General features: G+C 44.4%; 18 protein-coding genes. 15 read left to right on the top strand and 3 right to left on the bottom strand.

Translation table 11 applies throughout. The annotated features are described in order from the left end of the window. Positions 1–17: 17 nt before the first annotated feature. The 3 genes from AYW75_RS13915 to AYW75_RS13925 all read right to left on the bottom strand — a co-directional run bounded on the left by AYW75_RS13915 (position 18) and on the right by AYW75_RS13925 (position 2,631). Entirely contained in the window at positions 18–1,193 is a 1,176-nt protein-coding gene (locus tag AYW75_RS13915) for a cation:proton antiporter domain-containing protein (protein ID WP_067100525.1), read from the bottom strand. A gap of 21 nt (positions 1,194–1,214) precedes the next feature. Continuing rightward, entirely contained in the window at positions 1,215–1,880 is a 666-nt protein-coding gene (locus AYW75_RS13920) for a TIGR04211 family SH3 domain-containing protein (protein ID WP_067100527.1), read from the bottom strand. Positions 1,881–2,046: 166 nt separating this feature from the next. After that, positions 2,047–2,631 carry a superoxide dismutase gene (locus tag AYW75_RS13925; protein WP_067100530.1) on the bottom strand — a complete coding sequence of 195 codons (585 nt, stop codon included), beginning with the start codon at positions 2,629–2,631 and terminating at the stop codon, positions 2,047–2,049. Positions 2,632–2,796: 165 nt separating this feature from the next. Here AYW75_RS13925 and AYW75_RS13930 point away from each other — a divergent pair, with 165 nt between their 5' ends. The 15 genes from AYW75_RS13930 (at position 2,797) to ybgF (ending at position 17,495) form a co-directional block, all read left to right on the top strand. Further along, positions 2,797–3,768 carry a coiled-coil domain-containing protein gene (locus AYW75_RS13930; protein WP_067100532.1) on the top strand — a complete coding sequence of 324 codons (972 nt, stop codon included), beginning with the start codon at positions 2,797–2,799 and terminating at the stop codon, positions 3,766–3,768. Between the two features lie 138 nt (positions 3,769–3,906). Beyond that, positions 3,907–5,265: a prephenate-dependent tRNA uridine(34) hydroxylase TrhP gene (gene trhP / locus AYW75_RS13935; RefSeq protein ID WP_067100535.1), complete on the top strand. Its 1,359-nt coding sequence runs from the start codon at positions 3,907–3,909 to the stop codon at positions 5,263–5,265. Between the two features lie 165 nt (positions 5,266–5,430). Then, a complete protein-coding gene (gene cysD, locus AYW75_RS13940) occupies positions 5,431–6,339 on the top strand; it encodes a sulfate adenylyltransferase subunit CysD (protein WP_197478960.1) in 909 nt (302 codons plus the stop codon). Between the two features lie 15 nt (positions 6,340–6,354). After that, a complete protein-coding gene (gene cysN, locus AYW75_RS13945) occupies positions 6,355–7,968 on the top strand; it encodes a sulfate adenylyltransferase subunit CysN (RefSeq protein ID WP_067100541.1) in 1,614 nt (537 codons plus the stop codon). 64 nt (positions 7,969–8,032) lie between these two features. Further along, positions 8,033–8,518 carry a hypothetical protein gene (locus tag AYW75_RS13950; RefSeq protein ID WP_156490862.1) on the top strand — a complete coding sequence of 162 codons (486 nt, stop codon included), beginning with the start codon at positions 8,033–8,035 and terminating at the stop codon, positions 8,516–8,518. A gap of 167 nt (positions 8,519–8,685) precedes the next feature. Then, positions 8,686–10,455: an aspartate--tRNA ligase gene (gene aspS / locus AYW75_RS13955; protein ID WP_067100547.1), complete on the top strand. Its 1,770-nt coding sequence runs from the start codon at positions 8,686–8,688 to the stop codon at positions 10,453–10,455. A 128-nt stretch (positions 10,456–10,583) separates the two neighbouring features. Continuing rightward, complete coding sequence (ruvC, locus tag AYW75_RS13960; RefSeq protein ID WP_067100550.1) at positions 10,584–11,132, top strand: crossover junction endodeoxyribonuclease RuvC; 549 nt, start codon at positions 10,584–10,586, stop codon at positions 11,130–11,132. After that, positions 11,132–11,731, top strand: coding sequence for a Holliday junction branch migration protein RuvA (gene ruvA, locus AYW75_RS13965; RefSeq protein ID WP_067100553.1), 600 nt, complete (start codon positions 11,132–11,134; stop codon positions 11,729–11,731). The genes ruvC and ruvA overlap by 1 nt, the downstream gene beginning before the upstream one ends. Positions 11,732–11,733: 2 nt before the next feature. After that, complete coding sequence (gene ruvB / locus AYW75_RS13970) at positions 11,734–12,747, top strand: Holliday junction branch migration DNA helicase RuvB (RefSeq protein WP_067100556.1); 1,014 nt, start codon at positions 11,734–11,736, stop codon at positions 12,745–12,747. Between the two features lie 14 nt (positions 12,748–12,761). Next, a complete protein-coding gene (tolQ, locus tag AYW75_RS13975) occupies positions 12,762–13,436 on the top strand; it encodes a protein TolQ (protein ID WP_156490863.1) in 675 nt (224 codons plus the stop codon). Between the two features lie 2 nt (positions 13,437–13,438). Continuing rightward, on the top strand, positions 13,439–13,861 hold the full coding sequence (gene tolR / locus AYW75_RS13980) for a protein TolR (protein WP_067100562.1): 423 nt from the start codon (positions 13,439–13,441) through the stop codon (positions 13,859–13,861). Positions 13,862–13,864: 3 nt separating this feature from the next. Continuing rightward, on the top strand, positions 13,865–14,839 hold the full coding sequence (gene tolA / locus AYW75_RS13985; RefSeq protein WP_067100565.1) for a cell envelope integrity protein TolA: 975 nt from the start codon (positions 13,865–13,867) through the stop codon (positions 14,837–14,839). Next, a complete protein-coding gene (gene tolB / locus AYW75_RS13990) occupies positions 14,839–16,137 on the top strand; it encodes a Tol-Pal system beta propeller repeat protein TolB (RefSeq protein ID WP_067100567.1) in 1,299 nt (432 codons plus the stop codon). The genes tolA and tolB overlap by 1 nt, the downstream gene beginning before the upstream one ends. 24 nt (positions 16,138–16,161) lie before the next feature. Next, positions 16,162–16,722, top strand: a complete 561-nt coding sequence (gene pal, locus AYW75_RS13995) for a peptidoglycan-associated lipoprotein Pal (protein ID WP_067100570.1) — start codon at positions 16,162–16,164, stop codon at positions 16,720–16,722. After that, on the top strand, positions 16,722–17,495 hold the full coding sequence (ybgF, locus tag AYW75_RS14000; RefSeq protein WP_067100573.1) for a tol-pal system protein YbgF: 774 nt from the start codon (positions 16,722–16,724) through the stop codon (positions 17,493–17,495). Before pal ends, ybgF begins: the two co-directional genes overlap by 1 nt. Positions 17,496–17,499 lie beyond the last annotated feature (4 nt).

Raw genomic sequence — 17,499 nt, forward strand, 5'->3', positions numbered from 1 at the left:
TATTTCACTATTTTGGTCTAATCACGCCTTAATCGGTCCGATATAGCAATAGGGTTAGGGTAGCTCAGGATCACAACATAGGTTGATAGGGCAAAGGTCAAAATCGCTGTGGCTTGGATGACATGGCTGGCTTCAACACCTATTAAACCCAGTGATGCGGCTAGATATGCAATCAGTAGGGAAAATTCACTGACTTGACCTAATCGAAAGCCAACCTCCCAGCTGGTGGACTTGTCCTCTTTTAGACCTTTCAGTAAAAAGCGAAAAACAGCTGGTTTGATAATCATTGATAGCAATGCCAAAGCGAGTGCAGGCCAAATGACAAGCCCGAGTAAGTCTAGGTTGAAGCTTGCACCAATAGAAAAGAAGAAGAGGATAAGGAAGAAATCTCTTAGTGGTTTCAAGTTGGTTGCGATGTATTGGGAAATCGGCGATGTCGCCAAAGCCACACCCGCAACAAAAGCGCCCATTTCAGCAGACAGCCCGAGTAGTTCCGCTATGGTGGCCATTGATAAGCACCAACCGATTGAAAGTAAAAAGATGTACTCATGAAAGCGGTCGAATCGTGTAATGAGGGGCAGCAATACGTATCTGACCAGTAAAAAAGCGCCGCCAATTAAAGTAGGTAGGCCTATTAAAGGCTTAAGGTATTGCATGTAGCTATTCGTTGCTTCTGAAGAGCTGCCTATGGCAACTAAAGCAAGCAGGGCTGCGATGGCGATAATGTCTTGCAGCAGAAGTAAGCCCACAACTAACTCACCGGTGTGTTTGTGGTGCAGTACAGTGGTAGGAAGAAGTTTAATGCAAACAATAGTGCTGGAAAACATCATTGCAAGGCCAATGATAAGGGATTCCATTTGCGTATAGTGAAACGCGATGGCCGTAAAATACCCAAAGGCAGCAAAAGTGATAGATGAAATAACGGCGACCCAGGATGCTTTCTTAAGCATGTTAAAAAGGTGGCTCGGTTTCATGTCAAGGCCAAGTAAAAATAGTAAGAAGATAATGCCGATGTGAGACATGCCTTCAAGAAGTTTCGGGTGATCAACAAGTTGAAGAGCTGAGGGGCCAAATAATGCACCTAGCGCGATGTAGGCCAGAATAAGAGGTTGCTTAGTATAAAGGGCAATGGAGGCGACTACTGCGGCGCCCCCAAAGATGAGAAAAAAAGAGTGTACGATGTTCACATCCATGTTTTGCCCTCATGTAAATGCCTACCAAGAGCTAGATGATACCTTCTTTTTGCGTGTCATTGGAAATAGTAAGCCTAAAATGCCGCCAGCAATTAATGTCCCTGCACCGATTAGGAACCAGCGCTGTTCAATTGAACTGCTAAGTTCTTCGTTTTGCATGGCAAGCGTGTCGACTTGTTGTTGGAGCGATTTGATCTTGTAATCAGACTCCTGATTGGCGGACACAATCTCTTTAGCTTGCTGAGCTAAGACCGACACATCCATCAGTTGCTGTTCAAGTGCTTGCTTTTGAGACGTGAGCGATTCTACTGAGGAAATCAGTTCGCTATTCGTATCTTTGGTCTCTTGCAAAACGTCCTGAGCGTCTACTTTTGCTTCTTTCGCTTGGGTGAGCTGATTCTGAAGATAAACAAGTTGGTCTCGGCTTACACGGTCTTCGCTGATGAAGTAATTTGGAAGCCAGCCTTGATTTCCACTAGGTGTGCGAACTTTTACGTAGTCATTACGACGTTGTAAGACGGTAAGAGGGGTGCCGCTCTTTATGCCGCGTTCTGTGGCGCGAGTGTCATTGCTTAGTCCTTCGCGGATGGCAACGAATTGAATATCAGAAACATAAACTGTTTCTGCCTGCGCTGAAAGTATAACGCTAAAGGAAGCCGTTAATCCGAACAGTATCTGTTTTAGCACGTGAAGACCCTTTTACAATCAATTACTTGTAACGAGACAATAACTCTACTAGCACTTAAGCGCAATATCTTGCAGGTCTGCATAGCAAAGGTATTTCGTCAACAATGTGTAAAACAAAAAAAGCGCAACCGAAGTTGCGCTTTTTTAGACTGGTCTTCCTGTGGGATTATGCTGCGAAGTTAGTCGCTGCGAATTCCCAGTTTGCAAGTGCCCAGAAACCTTTAAGGTAATCAGGACGAACGTTGCGGTAGTCAATGTAGTAAGCGTGTTCCCAAAGGTCAACTGTAATCAAAGCAGTTTGACCAGCAGTCATTGGCGTACCAGCATTGCTAGTGTTAACGATTTCTAGTGAACCGTCAGCGTTTTTCACCAACCAAGTCCAGCTAGAGCCGAAGTTGTTTACGGCTTTGTCGTTGAATGCTTCTTGGAACGCTGCGAAAGAGCCCCATTTAGCATTGATTGCATCAGCTAGAGCGCCCGTAGGCTCGCCGCCGCCGTTTGGCGTTAGGCTATTCCAGAAGAAAGTATGGTTCCAGATTTGTGCCGCATTGTTAAATACTGGGCCAGCTGGAGCTGAAGAGATGATCTCTTCTAGAGATTTGCCTTCGTACTCAGAACCAGGAACAAGACCATTTAGCTTAGTTACGTAAGTGTTGTGGTGTTTGCCATGGTGAAACTCAAGTGTCTCTTGGGACATATGTGGTTCAAGAGCATCTTTAGCGTAAGGTAGAGCTGGTAGTTCAAAAGCCATTTCTTTTCTCCTTGCTTTATTGTAATGAAAAGTGCTTGTGATCAAGCAGTTAATGGTGCTTATATAGTAGCATCGAACATTTGAATATTATATTCATTCTGTTTGTATGGTTATTTATTCCCAAAGTTTTCATAGTTGTACAAAGATTGACGGCTGACCATAGTTATGCACAAAGATGATGATGTAGAAATCCCAAGTCTAACACTCGATCAAGATGAAATTAGTGATCGGGGCACAAGTAGTTCGCAAGTGCCTAAAGCAGGCAAGCAACGCCTAAACCCTCCACCAGCAAGACCTACAGGATCTCCTGGTGCTGCTGGATATGCGCCAGCTAAGAAAACCAGTCTAGCGTTTGTGTATTTTCTTCTCCTGTTGATTGTAGGTGGTGCAGGAGCAGGTGGCTACTGGCTGTGGATGGAAAATCAGGCGTTGCGTGATGAGCTTCTTGGCGCTCGTAGTCAAATTCAAGACTTAGACAGTCAATTGGTTGCGGCTGATGTGTCGACCAATGCATTAGGTCAAACGGTTGAAGAGACATTAAAGACTCACGATAGTGAAATTCGGAAGCTATGGGCTGTAGCGTATGATCGAAACCGGACTGGTATTGCGAATAATGATCAGCAAATTGAAGTGTTACAAGAAAAGCTGTCAGAATTGAGAGAGGTTGTTTCAACGCAGGGTAAGCGTTTCGCTGTTCAAGCGGATGCGTTTAATGATATAGAAAACGGCTACAATACGATGGTCAATACAGTCGCTAAGATTGAAGAAGCTCAGAGACAACAGATAGAAGAGGTTAGCACTCTTGCAAACGGTCTTAATGTTAAAATCGAACAGCAAGACTCAATAATTGATTCACAGCGAAACCGTGTTGCAGATTTAGACCGTCAACTTTCTGAATTCAGGCGTTCATTGAGTGGTTTGGACTCTAGGATGTCTAAACAAGCAGAGGGTATTGATGAGTTATCAAATGCAACCAACCAACCTGCTGTCCCTAGCAACTTGTCAACGAGACTTCAAAATACAGAAGAAGCTATTCGCTCAATAGATCAGTTCCGCCCTCAAGTGTTACGCGAAATTAATAATTTGAAATCACAAGTTCGCCAAATGTCGTTGGAGTTGAGCTTAAAGGGTGGCTGATTAGTTTTATTGTTTTTGCAGATTGATTTACATCAAAGAATGGCCGACTTGTTCGGCCATTCTTGTTTTTACACTACGAGGCAGGGGGCTATTTTCGCTAGAATTCGCGCCATCTTAATTTCTATATAAAATTTCATTATGACTGAATTGCTTTCCCCTGCTGGTACTCTTAAAAACATGCGGTATGCCTATGCATATGGCGCTGATGCTGTCTATGCTGGCCAGCCTCGTTACAGTCTGCGTGTGCGTAATAATGATTTTACGATGGCAAATCTTGCACAAGGCATTGAAGAGGCCCATGGCCAAGGTAAAAAGTTGTATGTTGCGACAAATATCGCTCCGCACAACGCTAAGATTAAAACCTTTATAAAAGATATGGAGCCTGTAGTCGAAATGGGGCCTGATGCTTTGATTATGTCTGACCCTGGTTTGATGATGTTGATTAAAGAGAAATGGCCGAATATGCCAATTCATCTATCTGTCCAAGCAAATGCGGTGAACTGGGCAACGGTAAAATTTTGGCATAACTTTGGTTTGGAGCGTGTCATTTTGTCGCGTGAGCTTTCATTGGAGGAAGTGGGTGAAATTCGTCAGATGGTGCCAGAAATGGAGATCGAAACGTTTGTTCACGGTTCTTTATGCATTGCTTACTCTGGACGTTGTTTGTTATCAGGTTACTTTAATCGCCGCGACCCAAATCAGGGCACATGCACGAATTCTTGTCGTTGGCAGTATGATATGAAGTCGGCGGTGCAAGATGAAAATGGTGACATTGTGCCAGCGGATGGCAGCCACCTTAAAGGTGTGCAAAGTTTTGACCCGAATGGCTTCGTAGCGCCAACGCTTGGGGAGGGGAAGCCGTTCGATGATGTGGTGCTGCTTCGTGAACAGGGTCGTGAAGGTGAGTTTATGCCTGCTTTTGAAGATGAGCACGGTACCTATATTATGAACAGCCGTGACTTACGTGCCATTCAGCATGTAGAAAAGCTAATAGAACTGGGTGTTCATTCTTTAAAGATTGAAGGGCGCACAAAGTCTCATTTTTATGCAGCAAGAACGGCGCAGCTTTATCGCAAGGCTATAGATGATGCGACTCAAGGTCAGCCTTTCGATATAACATTAATGGATAAGCTTGAAGGGTTAGCTAATCGCGGATACACCGAAGGTTTCTATCGACGCCATGTTCATGACCAGTATCAAAATTATCAATACGGTAATTCTATTTCTGATCGTCAGCAATTCGTGGGCGAAATGCTTGATTGGAATAATGGTTGGTTAACGATTGAGGTTAAGAATCGTTTTAAAGTTGGTGATTCGATCGAACTCATTACGCCTAAGCGAAGTTTGTTCTATAACATAGAAGTTATGGAGAATACCAAAGGAGAAACTATGTTAGTAGCGCCAGGTTCCGGTCATAAAGTACGTATACCGCTCCCGCATCAGCCAGAGCAATTAGAGCTTGGGTTGATTATGAGAAACTTACCAAACGGGCAATGATTTTTGCTGCATAGATATCGCGTTAATTAAAAGGCTCATTATGAGTCTTTTTTAATATCTATATGCCATGAAAATCTATTTAGGTTGGTTTTTATAACTTTCTGGCATGTTATAGTTAACGAAATGCCGAAGACTTTACAAAATTTGAGACGAGATACTATGACAGTGACAGAGGCAAGACTGACACACCTTAAACAGCTTGAAGCTGAGAGTATTCACATTATTCGAGAAGTGGCTGCCGAGTTTGATAACCCAGTCATGCTCTATTCCGTAGGTAAAGATTCAGCGGTAATGCTGCATCTGGCGATGAAAGCGTTTTACCCTGGTAAGCCGCCATTTCCACTGCTCCACGTGGACACAGGTTGGAAATTTAAGGAAATGATCTCATTTCGTGACCAAATGGTTGCGAAGCTTGGGTTGGACTTGCTGGTTCATCAAAACCCAGAAGGCCTTGCTCAGGGTATTGGGCCATTTTCGCACGGTAGTGCAGTACACACTGATGTAATGAAGACACAAGGGCTGAAACAAGCGCTTGATCAATATGGCTTCGATGCTGCTTTCGGTGGTGCTCGTCGTGATGAAGAAAAATCTCGTGCGAAAGAGCGCGTTTATTCTTTCCGAGATAAACAGCATCGCTGGGATCCTAAAAGTCAGCGTCCAGAGTTGTGGAATATCTACAATGGTAAGGTAAATAAAGGTGAAAGTATTCGAGTATTCCCTTTGTCTAACTGGACGGAACTGGATATCTGGCAATACATCTACCTAGAGAGTATTCCCATTGTTCCTCTTTACTTCTCTGCAAAGCGACCTGTCGTTGAGCGTGATGGTGTGCAAATCATGGTTGATGATGAGCGTATGCCACTTAAAGAAGGAGAAGTGCCAGAAATGAAATCAGTGCGTTTCCGTACACTAGGTTGTTATCCGCTTACAGGTGCGGTTGAATCTGAGGCGGATACGTTGCCAGAGATCATTCAAGAGATGCTATTGACGACAAGTTCTGAGCGTCAAGGCCGTGTCATCGACCACGATTCAACGGGTTCGATGGAAGAGAAGAAGAAGCAAGGTTATTTCTAAGGGTAGGAGTTGTAAATGTCTCATCAATCAGAATTGATCAGTCAAGATATCCTTGGCTACTTAAAGCAGCATGAAGAGAAAGACCTGCTTCGCTTGCTTACCTGCGGTAACGTAGATGATGGTAAAAGTACACTAATTGGTCGTTTGTTGCATGATTCTAAATTGATCTATGAAGATCACTTGGATGCAGTGAAGCGCGATAGTAAAAAATCTGGTACACAAGGTGAAGAGGTTGACTTGGCGTTGCTCGTCGACGGTCTTCAGGCAGAACGTGAGCAAGGCATTACCATTGATGTGGCATATCGTTACTTCTCAACGGAGAAGCGTAAGTTCATCATCGCTGATACGCCAGGGCATGAACAGTACACGCGTAACATGGCAACGGGCGCATCATCTTGTGACCTTGCTATTATTTTGATCGACGCGCGTTACGGTGTGCAAACGCAAACACGTCGTCATAGCTTTATTGCTTCTTTGTTAGGTATTAAGCACGTTGTAGTTGCTGTAAATAAAATGGACTTGGTGGATTTCTCTGAAGAGAAATACAATGAAATACGTGCTGATTACTTACAATTCATTGAGCAATTAGGTAATCGTAAACCTGAAGATGTGTACTTCGTGCCAATGTCTGCTTTGCAAGGCGATAATGTTGTTAACGCATCGGAGAAAACACCGTGGTATCAAGGTGGTCCTTTGATGCAGATTCTTGAGTCGGTTCAGATTAATCGTGATGTGAAAAGCGATGCTTTCCGCTTCCCTGTGCAATATGTTAACCGTCCCAATCTAGATTTCCGTGGCTTTGCTGGGACGATTGCTGCAGGCCTTGTTAAGCCAGGCGATGAGATTATAGCTTTACCATCAGGTAAGAAGTCAAAAGTTGCTGAAATTGTAACGTATGACGGTAATCTTGATGTGGCTAAGAAAGGTCAAGCTGTTACGTTAACGCTTGAAGATGAAATCGATATTAGCCGTGGTGATATGATTGTTCATCCTGGTCATGAGCCAGAAATTAGCTCTAACCTTCGAGCATCTGTTGTTTGGATGGCTGAGCAACCATTAGTGCCAGGCAAGCTGTATAACTTCAAACTGGGAACTCAAACGGTTCCAGGTAAAGTTCATCATATAAATCACCGTGTTGACGTGAATACTCTTGAGCACATTGAAGTTGATCAAGTTGAACTAAATGTTATTGCTGATTGTGTGATTAGCTTTGACGCGCCAGTTGCATTTGATGATTATCAAAATAGCCCGCTGACGGGTGCTTTGATCATTATTGATCGTTTAACAAACGTGACCGTTGGTGCGGGTATGGTTGAAGAAACCATTGGTGATCTTGATCAAGATACTTTGGTAACGGCTGAAGAGCGCGCTGCTCGTCTTGGACAGAAGCCGGCTGTCGTTGCGTTGGCGGAAGGTGAAAGTGTAGACGTTCAGTTATTAGAGCGCGGATTGCTTCGTCGTGGTGTGGTATCTCTTGCTAAGTTGGACGCCAGTTTAGCGGAGGTGGAATTACTCAAGCAGACCGGTGTTGTTGTGATTGTTGCGGATGCGACAGTTGCAGATATTCAACTTTCGGCTGGTGCTATCGATGATCTTGTTGAGCAAGTTTTATCAGTTGTAAGCCTGTAAATATCTGCTGAATCGTGTATAAAAGCCACTGTTTTTACAGTGGCTTTTTTGTGTGTGGTTGGTTATGTCTTTAGATCTTCTTTTTGAGCGGTTGCTTAATTATATTGCAGGGCGAGTTGCGATTGCGGCAGATGCTGTAAGTCAGGCAAAAGAGGCCGCTACGAGTATTGAAAGTGTTGCGGAAACAAAATGGGACACGTTTGGATTGGAAAACTCCTATTTGGCGCATGGGCAAGCAATGCGTTTGGCAGAGTGTGAGGAAGATCTGGCGTATTTCCGGAAGTTTAGCTTCTCCGATTCAGAGCTGGTTGAAACAGGGTCTATTTTGTTACTTTCACGTAGAGATGGTTGGCGGCGGATTATAATTATTGCTGATCGTTGTGGTGGAGGTGAGTTTGAGCTTGAAGATGTTAAGGTGCTCATTGTGACGCCAAAGACGCCGCTCGGTATGTCATTGTTGTCGAAAGAAGAGGGTGACGATATCCCCATGAAAAACCATGGTGTCGAGGTTGAAGCCGAGATCGAGCGAATTTTTATGGCTCAAGTTTAGAAATTTGAACCAGCCTCTAGAGAGTGTTAGGTACTTGGCATATAATGCTCGGCCTTAAATGATTAATATCTCCCTGTTGCCAGCATTTGACTGCACTTAAATTGAACTGCGGCGGGATGAAATAACGGTACGTTCTCGAAAAGCGAGACAGTAATAGGATAGAAATTATGCGCAGCCATTATTGCGGCGAATTAACAGCAAAAAACATTTCAGAAGTCGTGACTCTTTGCGGATGGGTTCACCGTCGTCGAGATCACGGTGGTGTGATTTTCTTGGATCTACGTGACCGTGAAGGCGTGACTCAAGTTGTATTTGACCCAGATCGCGCGGAAAGCTTTGCGCTAGCGGACAGCTGCCGTAGTGAATTCGTGGTTCAAGTTAAGGGTCTGGTTCGTGCTCGTCCTGAAGGTACTGTTAACCCAAACATGAACACGGGTGAAATTGAAATCCTTGGTCATGAAATCGAAATTTTAAACCGTGCTGCGACGCCTCCTTTCCAATTGGATGAGCATCAGGCAGTAGGCGAAGATATTCGCTTGAAAAACCGTTTTTTGGATTTGCGTCGCCCTGAAATTCAACAAAAACTTCGTCTTCGTTCAAAAGTAACATCGATTTTACGCAGTTACTTAGATGACAACGGCTTTCTTGATATAGAAACTCCGATTCTTACTCGTGCAACACCAGAAGGTGCGCGTGATTACTTGGTGCCAAGCCGTACACATCAAGGCAGTTTCTTTGCATTGCCTCAGTCACCGCAGTTGTTTAAGCAGTTATTAATGGTGTCTGGTTTTGATCGTTACTACCAAATTGCTAAATGTTTCCGTGACGAAGATTTGCGTGCTGACCGTCAACCAGAATTCACTCAGATCGACTTGGAAACCTCTTTCCTAGGTCAAGAAGAGATTATGTCTCTTACGGAAGGCATGATCTCTAATCTATTTAAAGAAGTGAAAGACGTTGATTTGGGTGCATTCCCACGTATGCCATTCTCAGAAGCTATGGAAAAATATGGCTCTGATAAACCAGATCTGCGTATCCCGCTTACGATTGAAACTGTATCTGACTTGATGACAGAAGTGGACTTTAAAGTTTTCTCTGGTCCAGCGAAAGATGCAAATGGCCGCGTTGCTGCCCTTAAAGTGCCAGGTGGTAACTCTCTAACGCGTAAGCAAATTGACGAATACACTAAGTTCGTAGGTATTTACGGCGCGAAAGGTCTTGCTTACATCAAGGTTAACAACAAAGCAGATCTTGAAGAGGGTTTGCAGTCTCCAATCGTTAAGTTCCTGCCAGTTGAAGTGCGTCAAGCGTTGCTTGATCGTGTTGAGGCACAAGATGGCGATTTGATTTTCTTTGGCGCAGATCAAACAAATGTTGTCAATGAGGCGCTAGGCGCGCTTCGTTGTAAACTGGGTGCAGATCTTGACCTTTACACCTGTGAGTGGGCGCCTCTTTGGGTGGTTGACTTCCCAATGTTTGAGCAAACATCAGATGGTGGTATTACTGCCATTCACCATCCATTTACTGCGCCTTCTTGTTCTCCAGAAGATCTGAAAGCGAACCCTTTGACAGCACTGTCGCAAGCTTACGATATGGTACTTAATGGTACTGAGTTGGGTGGTGGTTCGATTCGTATTCACCAATCTGAGATGCAAGAAACGGTATTTGGGCTGTTGAATATCTCTGCTGAAGAGCAAGAAGAAAAATTCGGCTTCTTGTTGGATGCACTGAAATTTGGTGCGCCTCCGCACGGTGGTCTTGCATTCGGTCTTGACCGTCTAGTGATGCTGATGACGGGCTCTGCGTCGATCCGTGATGTGATTGCTTTCCCTAAAACTCAAAGTGCTACGTGTCTGTTGACTCAAGCGCCGGGTGAAGTGAGCGAGAAGCAGCTTAAAGAATTGAGTATTCGTGTACGTAAGCCTGTTACTGAGTAATAGGTGAAGCGTTAATGATTGCATGAAAAGGGCCATTTATATGGCCCTTTTTTATTGCCTTGCATTGTTTGCTTTATGCTGTTGAAATATACAGTATTTTATGTGAATGAGTATCCAAAGGAATCAGTTTGGCACGTATATTAGCAATTGACCCAGGCTCAAGAATCACAGGCTTTGGGGTGGTAGATATTGTCAATGGTAAAGTGAATTATGTCAGCAGTGGCTGCATTAAGTTGCCAGATGAAAACCTAGCCGTTCGACTAAAGAGAATATTTGAATGTGTTAGCGAAGTGATTGAAGAATTTAAGCCTAATGAATTTGCGATTGAAGAGGTATTTTTAGCAAAAAATGCCAACTCTGCATTAAAGCTCGGACAAGCCCGTGGTGCCGCCATTGTGGCTGCTGGTATGGCTAATTTGCCTGTCTATGAATATGCGGCGAGGCGTGTGAAGCAGTCCGTTGTAGGGAATGGCAATGCTGATAAAGCGCAGGTTCAATCAATGGTGCAGTTGTTGCTAAAACTAGAGACAACTCCGCAGGCTGATGCGGCGGATGCTTTGGCCATTGGACTGTGTCACGCCAATACCCGCACCTCGGATGGGCTGGAGTATGGTGTTGGTAAGCGCGCAGGGCGCTCTTCTAAGCGCTGGCAAATATCTGATTTGAAGGTGAAGTGATGATAGGTCGTATTGTAGGAACTTTAATTGAAAAAACACCGCCAGAGCTACTGGTGGATGTAGGTGGTGTGGGCTATGAAATTATGGCGTCAATGAGTACCATTTATGAATTACCTCAGATTGGGCATAGCGTGATACTGCACACGCATTTTCAGGTCAAAGAAGATGCACAGTCTTTGTACGGTTTCGCTACCAAAGATGAGAGGGCTTTATTTAGGATATTGATCAAGGTAAATGGTATTGGCCCTAAAATGGCACTGTCAGTCTTATCGAGTATGAATCCGCCCGAGCTAATTACAGCAGTGCAAGAGTCACAGATTGACTCGTTAACAAAAGTACCTGGTGTTGGTAAGCGTACTGCGGAGCGCTTGGTGGTTGAGTTACGAGATAAACTTGGGACGGCTGCTAAGCAAGATTTGTTTACTGAGCGTTCTGTAGTGACGCAGGTCCAAGCCGATCCGCGCCAAGAAGCAGAGGCAGCCTTGATATCATTGGGATATAAGCCCCAAGAAGCCGCTCGCATGATTGCCAAGTTGCCAAAGGATGAATCAAACAGTGAGTCTCTCATTAGGGCTGCATTAAAGAGTATGTTGAAATAACTATGATAGAACATGACCGTATTATTTCGCCGCAGCTAAAAGGCAATGATGGACAAGTGGATCGTGCAATACGTCCGCAAAGTCTTGCTGAGTATATTGGTCAGCCTGTGGTTAAAGAGCAAATGGATATCTTTATGCAGGCAGCTCGTCAGCGCGGTGAGCCTTTGGATCATTCTTTGATTTTTGGCCCGCCAGGATTAGGAAAGACAACATTGGCTAATATTATAGCCAATGAAATGGGGGCGGAAATTAAAACCACCTCAGGGCCAGTGCTTGAGCGAGCAGGGGATTTAGCAGCTTTATTGACCAACTTAGAAGAGGGGGATGTGCTCTTCATTGATGAGATACACCGTTTGAGTCCTGCGATTGAAGAGGTGCTTTATCCAGCAATGGAGGATTACCAAATTGATATTATGATAGGCGAAGGTCCTGCGGCACGCTCTATTAAAATTGATATTCCAGCTTTTACGTTAGTTGGTGCAACAACTAGGGCGGGCTTGCTGACATCACCTTTACGCGATCGTTTCGGAATCGTGCAACGATTAGAGTTTTATGATGTCGAATCTCTGACTACAATCGTTAAACGATCTGCATCTAAGCTTGGTGTGCATTTAGATGACTCTGGTTGCTTTGAAGTGGCTCGACGATCTCGTGGTACACCGCGTATTGCTAACCGCTTGCTACGTCGTGTTCGCGATGTTGCTCAGGTGGGAGGCGATCTTGTTGTTGGTCAAAAAGTTGCTCAACGTGCTCTGGATATGTTAAGTGTAGACAGTCAGGGCTTTGATCACTTGGATCGACGTATGTTGTTGACCATGATAGAAAAGTTTGATGGTCGCCCGGTTGGCTTAGACAGCATTGCTGCAGCGGTTGGGGAAGACAAAGATACGATTGAAGATGTGATTGAACCATTTTTAATTCAGCAAGGTTTTGTTATTCGTACGCCTAGGGGGCGACAGGTGACAAAGCGTGCTTATGAGCATTTTGATTATCAATTACCTCAAGACTTTGAATAGAGGAAAACAGACACATGTCCATTTGGGGCTTAATTTTAAACGCTAGTGTTGTAGTTCAATTAGTCATGCTGACGCTTTTGTTGGCATCCGTCTTTTCATGGATTGTTATTTTTCAGCGTAAAAGAATCCTTGGTCGTGCTACAAAAGTGCGCCGGAATTTTGAAGATCAATTTTGGTCTGGTATCGACCTGAGTAATTTATATCGCCAGTTAACCGTTGAAGGTCGAAAAGTAGAGGGGATGGAAAACATTTTCGCTGCTGGCATTAAGGAATTCACTCGATTGCGTCAAAATGGAACGGTCGAAGCCGATGCCATTATAGAAGGTGTTGATCGTGCCATGCGAGTTGCTTTGTACCGTGAGGAAGAGAAATTAGATCAGCACTTACCATTTCTAGCGACGGTTGGGTCAATTAGCCCTTATGTTGGTTTGTTTGGTACGGTGTGGGGTATCATGCATGCTTTTATTGGATTATCTGAGGTTCAACAAGCCACCATTGCAACCGTAGCGCCCGGAATTGCTGAGGCATTGATTGCTACGGCTATTGGTTTGGCTGCTGCGATCCCTGCAGTGGTTGCTTATAATAAATTTTCATCTACGGCAGACTCTTTAGCATCTAGCTATGAAAACTTTGCTAATGAGTTTAGTAGTGTCCTGTATCGCAAAGTACATGTCCGCGAAGGGAGCTAATCATGCTATCAAGACGCCGTACGAAGCGACGCAAGCCAGTAGCTGAAATTAATGTTGTACCCTATATTGACGTAATGCTGGTGCTGTTGGTTATTTTTATGATTACTGCGCCAATGTTAACTCAAGGGGTGGATGTTGAGCTTCCTAATGCAAATGCTGCTCCGATTGAGAATGATGAATCCGATGTGCTTGTGGCATCAGTGGACAAAGACGGGAATTACTTTATTGATATCGGTGGCGAACAAAGTGCCATTTCTTTAACTGACCTGAAAGATCGTGTGAGTAAAGTGCTGGCACAGAATCCTCGATTACCTATTTTAGTGCGTGGTGACAAAAATGTGCCTTATGGTGAGGTGGTTGGTTTGATGGTAGCTTTGCAGGGCGCAGGGGCTCCCAATGTTGGCTTGGTTACGGAGCCTGAGTAAGCGATGAAGTTTACTGATAAAGAGAGCTATTCATTACCTGTCATTTTCGCTGTTAGCTTGCACGTTGCTGTTATCGTCGGTGGTGTATTGGTTGCGGGATTGACTGAGAGTGCGCCAGAGCCACCCAAGCGTCCCCCTATTGTTAATGCAACCATTGTTGATATCTCAGATACTATTATAGGTAAGCGTGAAGCAGACGAACGCAGGGCAGCTCAAGCGGCTGCTCAGGCTGAGCGTGATGCTCAAAAAAAGGCGCAAGAACAAGCCCAAAGAAAAGCTGAACGGCAAGCAGTAGAGCAGCAGCGTCGAGAAGCTGAAGCCACTCGCAAGAAACAAGAGGCGGTGCGTAAGAAAGCGGAAGCTGAGCGTCAGGCTTTGATTGAAAAGCAAAAAGCAGCGAAAGAGAAAGCTCGTCAGCAAAAAATTGCACAACAGAAGAAAGCGGCAGAGGAAAAAGCGCGCAAAGAGCAAGCTCAGCGTAAGAAGCGTGAAGCAGAGGAAAAGGCGCGCAAAGAGGCTGAACGTAAGCGACAGCAAGAACTTGAAAAAGAAAGAGCAGCCGAAGCAGAGCGAAAACGTAAGGCACAAGAGCAAGCTGAGCGCCGCAAGCGTGCTGAAGAAGCTGTTCAGCGAGCGGTCGCAGAGGAAGAAAGTCGTCGTCAAGCCGCAGAGGCCGGTAAGATGGTTCAATCTATTAGTGGTTTGATAAACAAGCGTGTGACTGACGCTTGGATTCGTCCGCCAAGTGCGCGTAATGGTATGAAAACAACTTTGCGGATCAATTTTTTGCCGAATGGCGAAGTGTCTAATGTGCAAGTGTTGAAGGGAAGTGGCGATGCTATTTTTGATAAGCGAGCCATGGATGCAGTTTACAAAGTAGGTCGTATCGAGGAGTTATCAGAGATTGAGTCTTATATCTTTGAGCGTAATTTCAGGCAAGTCGATTTGTTGTTTAACCCGCAAGATTTGAGAAACTGATGAAAAAAAATATTTTATTTGCCCTTTTTGTGGCGTGTATGACGATAGCATTGCCTGCAAGGGCTCAACTAGTGATCGAAATTACCAGCGGTGCTGATCAATTGCTGCCAATTGCAGTGGTTCCATTTGGCTATTCTGGTACGTCGCCATTACCAGAAGATGTGGCTGGAATTGTCGAATCAGATCTACAGCGTAGTGGGGTTTTTGAGTCTATTCCGCGTGAAAACATGCTGAGTTTACCTAACTCTTCACAAAATGTTTTTTACCGTGATTGGCGCTTGCTGCAAGCGGATTATGTATTGGTTGGTGGCATTGAAAATAATGGTAATGGCACGTTTCGTATATCTTACGAACTGTTAAATGTACTTACCCAAAGTCGTGTTGGTAAGCGCGAAGCGTTGGATGTAAAGCCTAGTAATTTTAGAGATGCGGCGCACTTTATTAGTGATAAAATCTATGAACAGCTGACAGGTATTCGTGGCGCTTTCAGCACACGAATTCTCTATGTAACGGCTGAAGGTGATCGTGCTGCTCCTACTTATAAACTACAAGTAGCGGACGCCGATGGGCATAGACCTCAAGTAATTGTAAGTTCTAAAGAGCCAATCTTATCGCCATCATGGAGTCGTGATGGCCGTAACATTGCGTATGTTATGTTTCGCAACCGTCGACCTAGTATATTTATTCAAGAGCTTGCTACTGGCAAACAGCAGCAATTGACTCAGTTTAGGGGGTTAAACGGTGCACCAGCTTGGTCGCCAGACGGTAAGAAATTGGCATTAGTCTTATCCAAAGATAATAACCCTGAAATCTACACCTTGGATATTGCGACTCGTCGACTAGAGCGGATGACAAATCATTATTCAATTGATACTGAGCCGACGTGGGAGCCAGATGGTCAAGGTATTATTTTTACTTCTGATCGCGGTGGTAACCCGCAAATTTATCGATTAGATGTTCGTACTAAAAATGTTGAGCGTGTGACGTTCGAAGGTAATTCAAATACGCGTGCTCGTATGACGCCAGATGGTCGTTACTTAGTGACTGTTCAGAAGAACGACGGTAACTACCATGTTGCTTTACAGGATATGAATACAGGGCGAGTGCAAATACTAACGGAAACCTACTTAGATGAGTCGCCAAGTATTGCGCCGAACGGCAGTATGGTAATGTATGCTACCTCTGATCGTGGAAAGGGCATCTTGTCAGTAGTTTCAGTTGATGGTCTTGTTAAATATAGGCTACCATCAGCTCAAGGAGATGTGCGCGAACCTGCTTGGTCTCCCTACTTTAAATAATAAAGCACTTTTAAGGAGCTAATAATGAGTGTAACAAAACTAGGTAAGTTTGCAGTGATTGGTTTGTCTGCAGCTTGGTTGGCGGGTTGTAGTACTACGGCGTCTGATTCAGACACTTCTTCTATGGCGAGTGAGGGTTCTGAAGCAGGCACAAACACTTCTGACTCAACTTATGCTGCTGGCGAAGACGGCTCACTATCAAGTGTTATTATGGATGATCAAGCGGCTGCGCAACAAAACGCTGATCTTCTGGCTGGTGTAGCGACTGTGTTCTACTTCGATTTCGATAAATCTATTGTTCGTCCAGAAGCTCGTGAAGCACTTGCTAAACACGCACAGTTTCTGATGGATAACCCAGATGCGCGTATCGTTCTTGAAGGTCATGCTGATGAGCGTGGTACTCGTGAATACAACATGGCTCTTGGTGAGCGTCGTGCGAAAGCAATCATGCGTTACCTAACTATTCAAGGTGTTCCAGCAGCACAAATTGAAACCGTTAGCTTTGGTGAAGAAGTTCCTGTTGCTTTTGGTCACGATGCTTCTTCTTGGCAGCTTAACCGTCGTGTAGAGGTTCGCTACGAGTAATGAATACTCGCTTTAAGATAAGCTCCCTTGCATTGGTGCTGACGTTGTCAGCACCAATTGCAATGGCCAACACGGCAAATGGTATTTCTGCAAATGTCGCGGCAGATCTTCTGTATCAATTAGAGATGTTGCAGCAAGAAGTTTCCCAGTTGCGTGGTCAAGTTGAGCAACAAAACTACGAATTAAGTAAGCTTAAGTCCTTATCAAAAGAACGCTATATTGATCTTGATAAGCGTTTATCAACGTTGTCTACTCAAGCTGCTCCAGCAATGCTCAATAACTCGACGCAAACCGCTGTTGCTTCAAGCAGTCCTGTATCGGGTCAGCAAACAGGTGGTAATCGTAATTCCTCTGTGAAGAGTTTGGCTACGGCGCCTATAAAGCTTGATGAACCGAGTGCAGAAGCTAAGGCTGCCTATAATTCTGCATATGCATTGGTTAGAGAGCGTAATTTTGAAGGTGCTCAAACGTCCCTACGCGCGTTTGCCGACAAGTATCCTAGTAATATATTAACGGGTAATGCCCATTATTGGTTGGGTGAACTCGCGCTAGTGTTGGGTAATCAGGGTGAAGCTTTAGTTCAATTTAAAACTGTTCAAGATTCCTTTTCGGGTCATTCAAAAGTGCCGGATGCGATTTATAAACTTGGTATAGTAAATGATCAGCTTGGTAATTCGACATTAGCCAAAGACAGTTTGAATCGTGTGATTGCAAACTATCCAGATTCGAATGCAGCGGCATTAGCAGCTAATTATTTGAATGATATGAAATAATTTC

The organism is Marinomonas atlantica, assembly GCF_001639725.1.
Taxonomy (GTDB): Bacteria; Pseudomonadota; Gammaproteobacteria; order Pseudomonadales; family Marinomonadaceae; genus Marinomonas; species Marinomonas atlantica.

Excerpts from the sequence above, each read along its gene's own strand:
- AYW75_RS13915 (WP_067100525.1), bottom strand. The coding sequence starts at position 1,193 with ATGGATGTGAACATCGTACACTCTTTTTTTCTCATCTTTGGGGGCGCC.
- AYW75_RS13925 (WP_067100530.1), bottom strand. The coding sequence starts at position 2,631 with ATGGCTTTTGAACTACCAGCTCTACCTTACGCTAAAGATGCTCTTGAA.
- AYW75_RS13930 (WP_067100532.1), top strand. The coding sequence starts at position 2,797 with ATGCACAAAGATGATGATGTAGAAATCCCAAGTCTAACACTCGATCAA.
- trhP (WP_067100535.1), top strand. The coding sequence starts at position 3,907 with ATGACTGAATTGCTTTCCCCTGCTGGTACTCTTAAAAACATGCGGTAT.
- cysN (WP_067100541.1), top strand. The coding sequence starts at position 6,355 with ATGTCTCATCAATCAGAATTGATCAGTCAAGATATCCTTGGCTACTTA.
- AYW75_RS13950 (WP_156490862.1), top strand. The coding sequence starts at position 8,033 with ATGTCTTTAGATCTTCTTTTTGAGCGGTTGCTTAATTATATTGCAGGG.
- aspS (WP_067100547.1), top strand. The coding sequence starts at position 8,686 with ATGCGCAGCCATTATTGCGGCGAATTAACAGCAAAAAACATTTCAGAA.
- ruvA (WP_067100553.1), top strand. The coding sequence starts at position 11,132 with ATGATAGGTCGTATTGTAGGAACTTTAATTGAAAAAACACCGCCAGAG.
- ruvB (WP_067100556.1), top strand. The coding sequence starts at position 11,734 with ATGATAGAACATGACCGTATTATTTCGCCGCAGCTAAAAGGCAATGAT.
- tolQ (WP_156490863.1), top strand. The coding sequence starts at position 12,762 with ATGTCCATTTGGGGCTTAATTTTAAACGCTAGTGTTGTAGTTCAATTA.
- tolR (WP_067100562.1), top strand. The coding sequence starts at position 13,439 with ATGCTATCAAGACGCCGTACGAAGCGACGCAAGCCAGTAGCTGAAATT.
- tolA (WP_067100565.1), top strand. The coding sequence starts at position 13,865 with ATGAAGTTTACTGATAAAGAGAGCTATTCATTACCTGTCATTTTCGCT.
- tolB (WP_067100567.1), top strand. The coding sequence starts at position 14,839 with ATGAAAAAAAATATTTTATTTGCCCTTTTTGTGGCGTGTATGACGATA.
- pal (WP_067100570.1), top strand. The coding sequence starts at position 16,162 with ATGAGTGTAACAAAACTAGGTAAGTTTGCAGTGATTGGTTTGTCTGCA.
- ybgF (WP_067100573.1), top strand. The coding sequence starts at position 16,722 with ATGAATACTCGCTTTAAGATAAGCTCCCTTGCATTGGTGCTGACGTTG.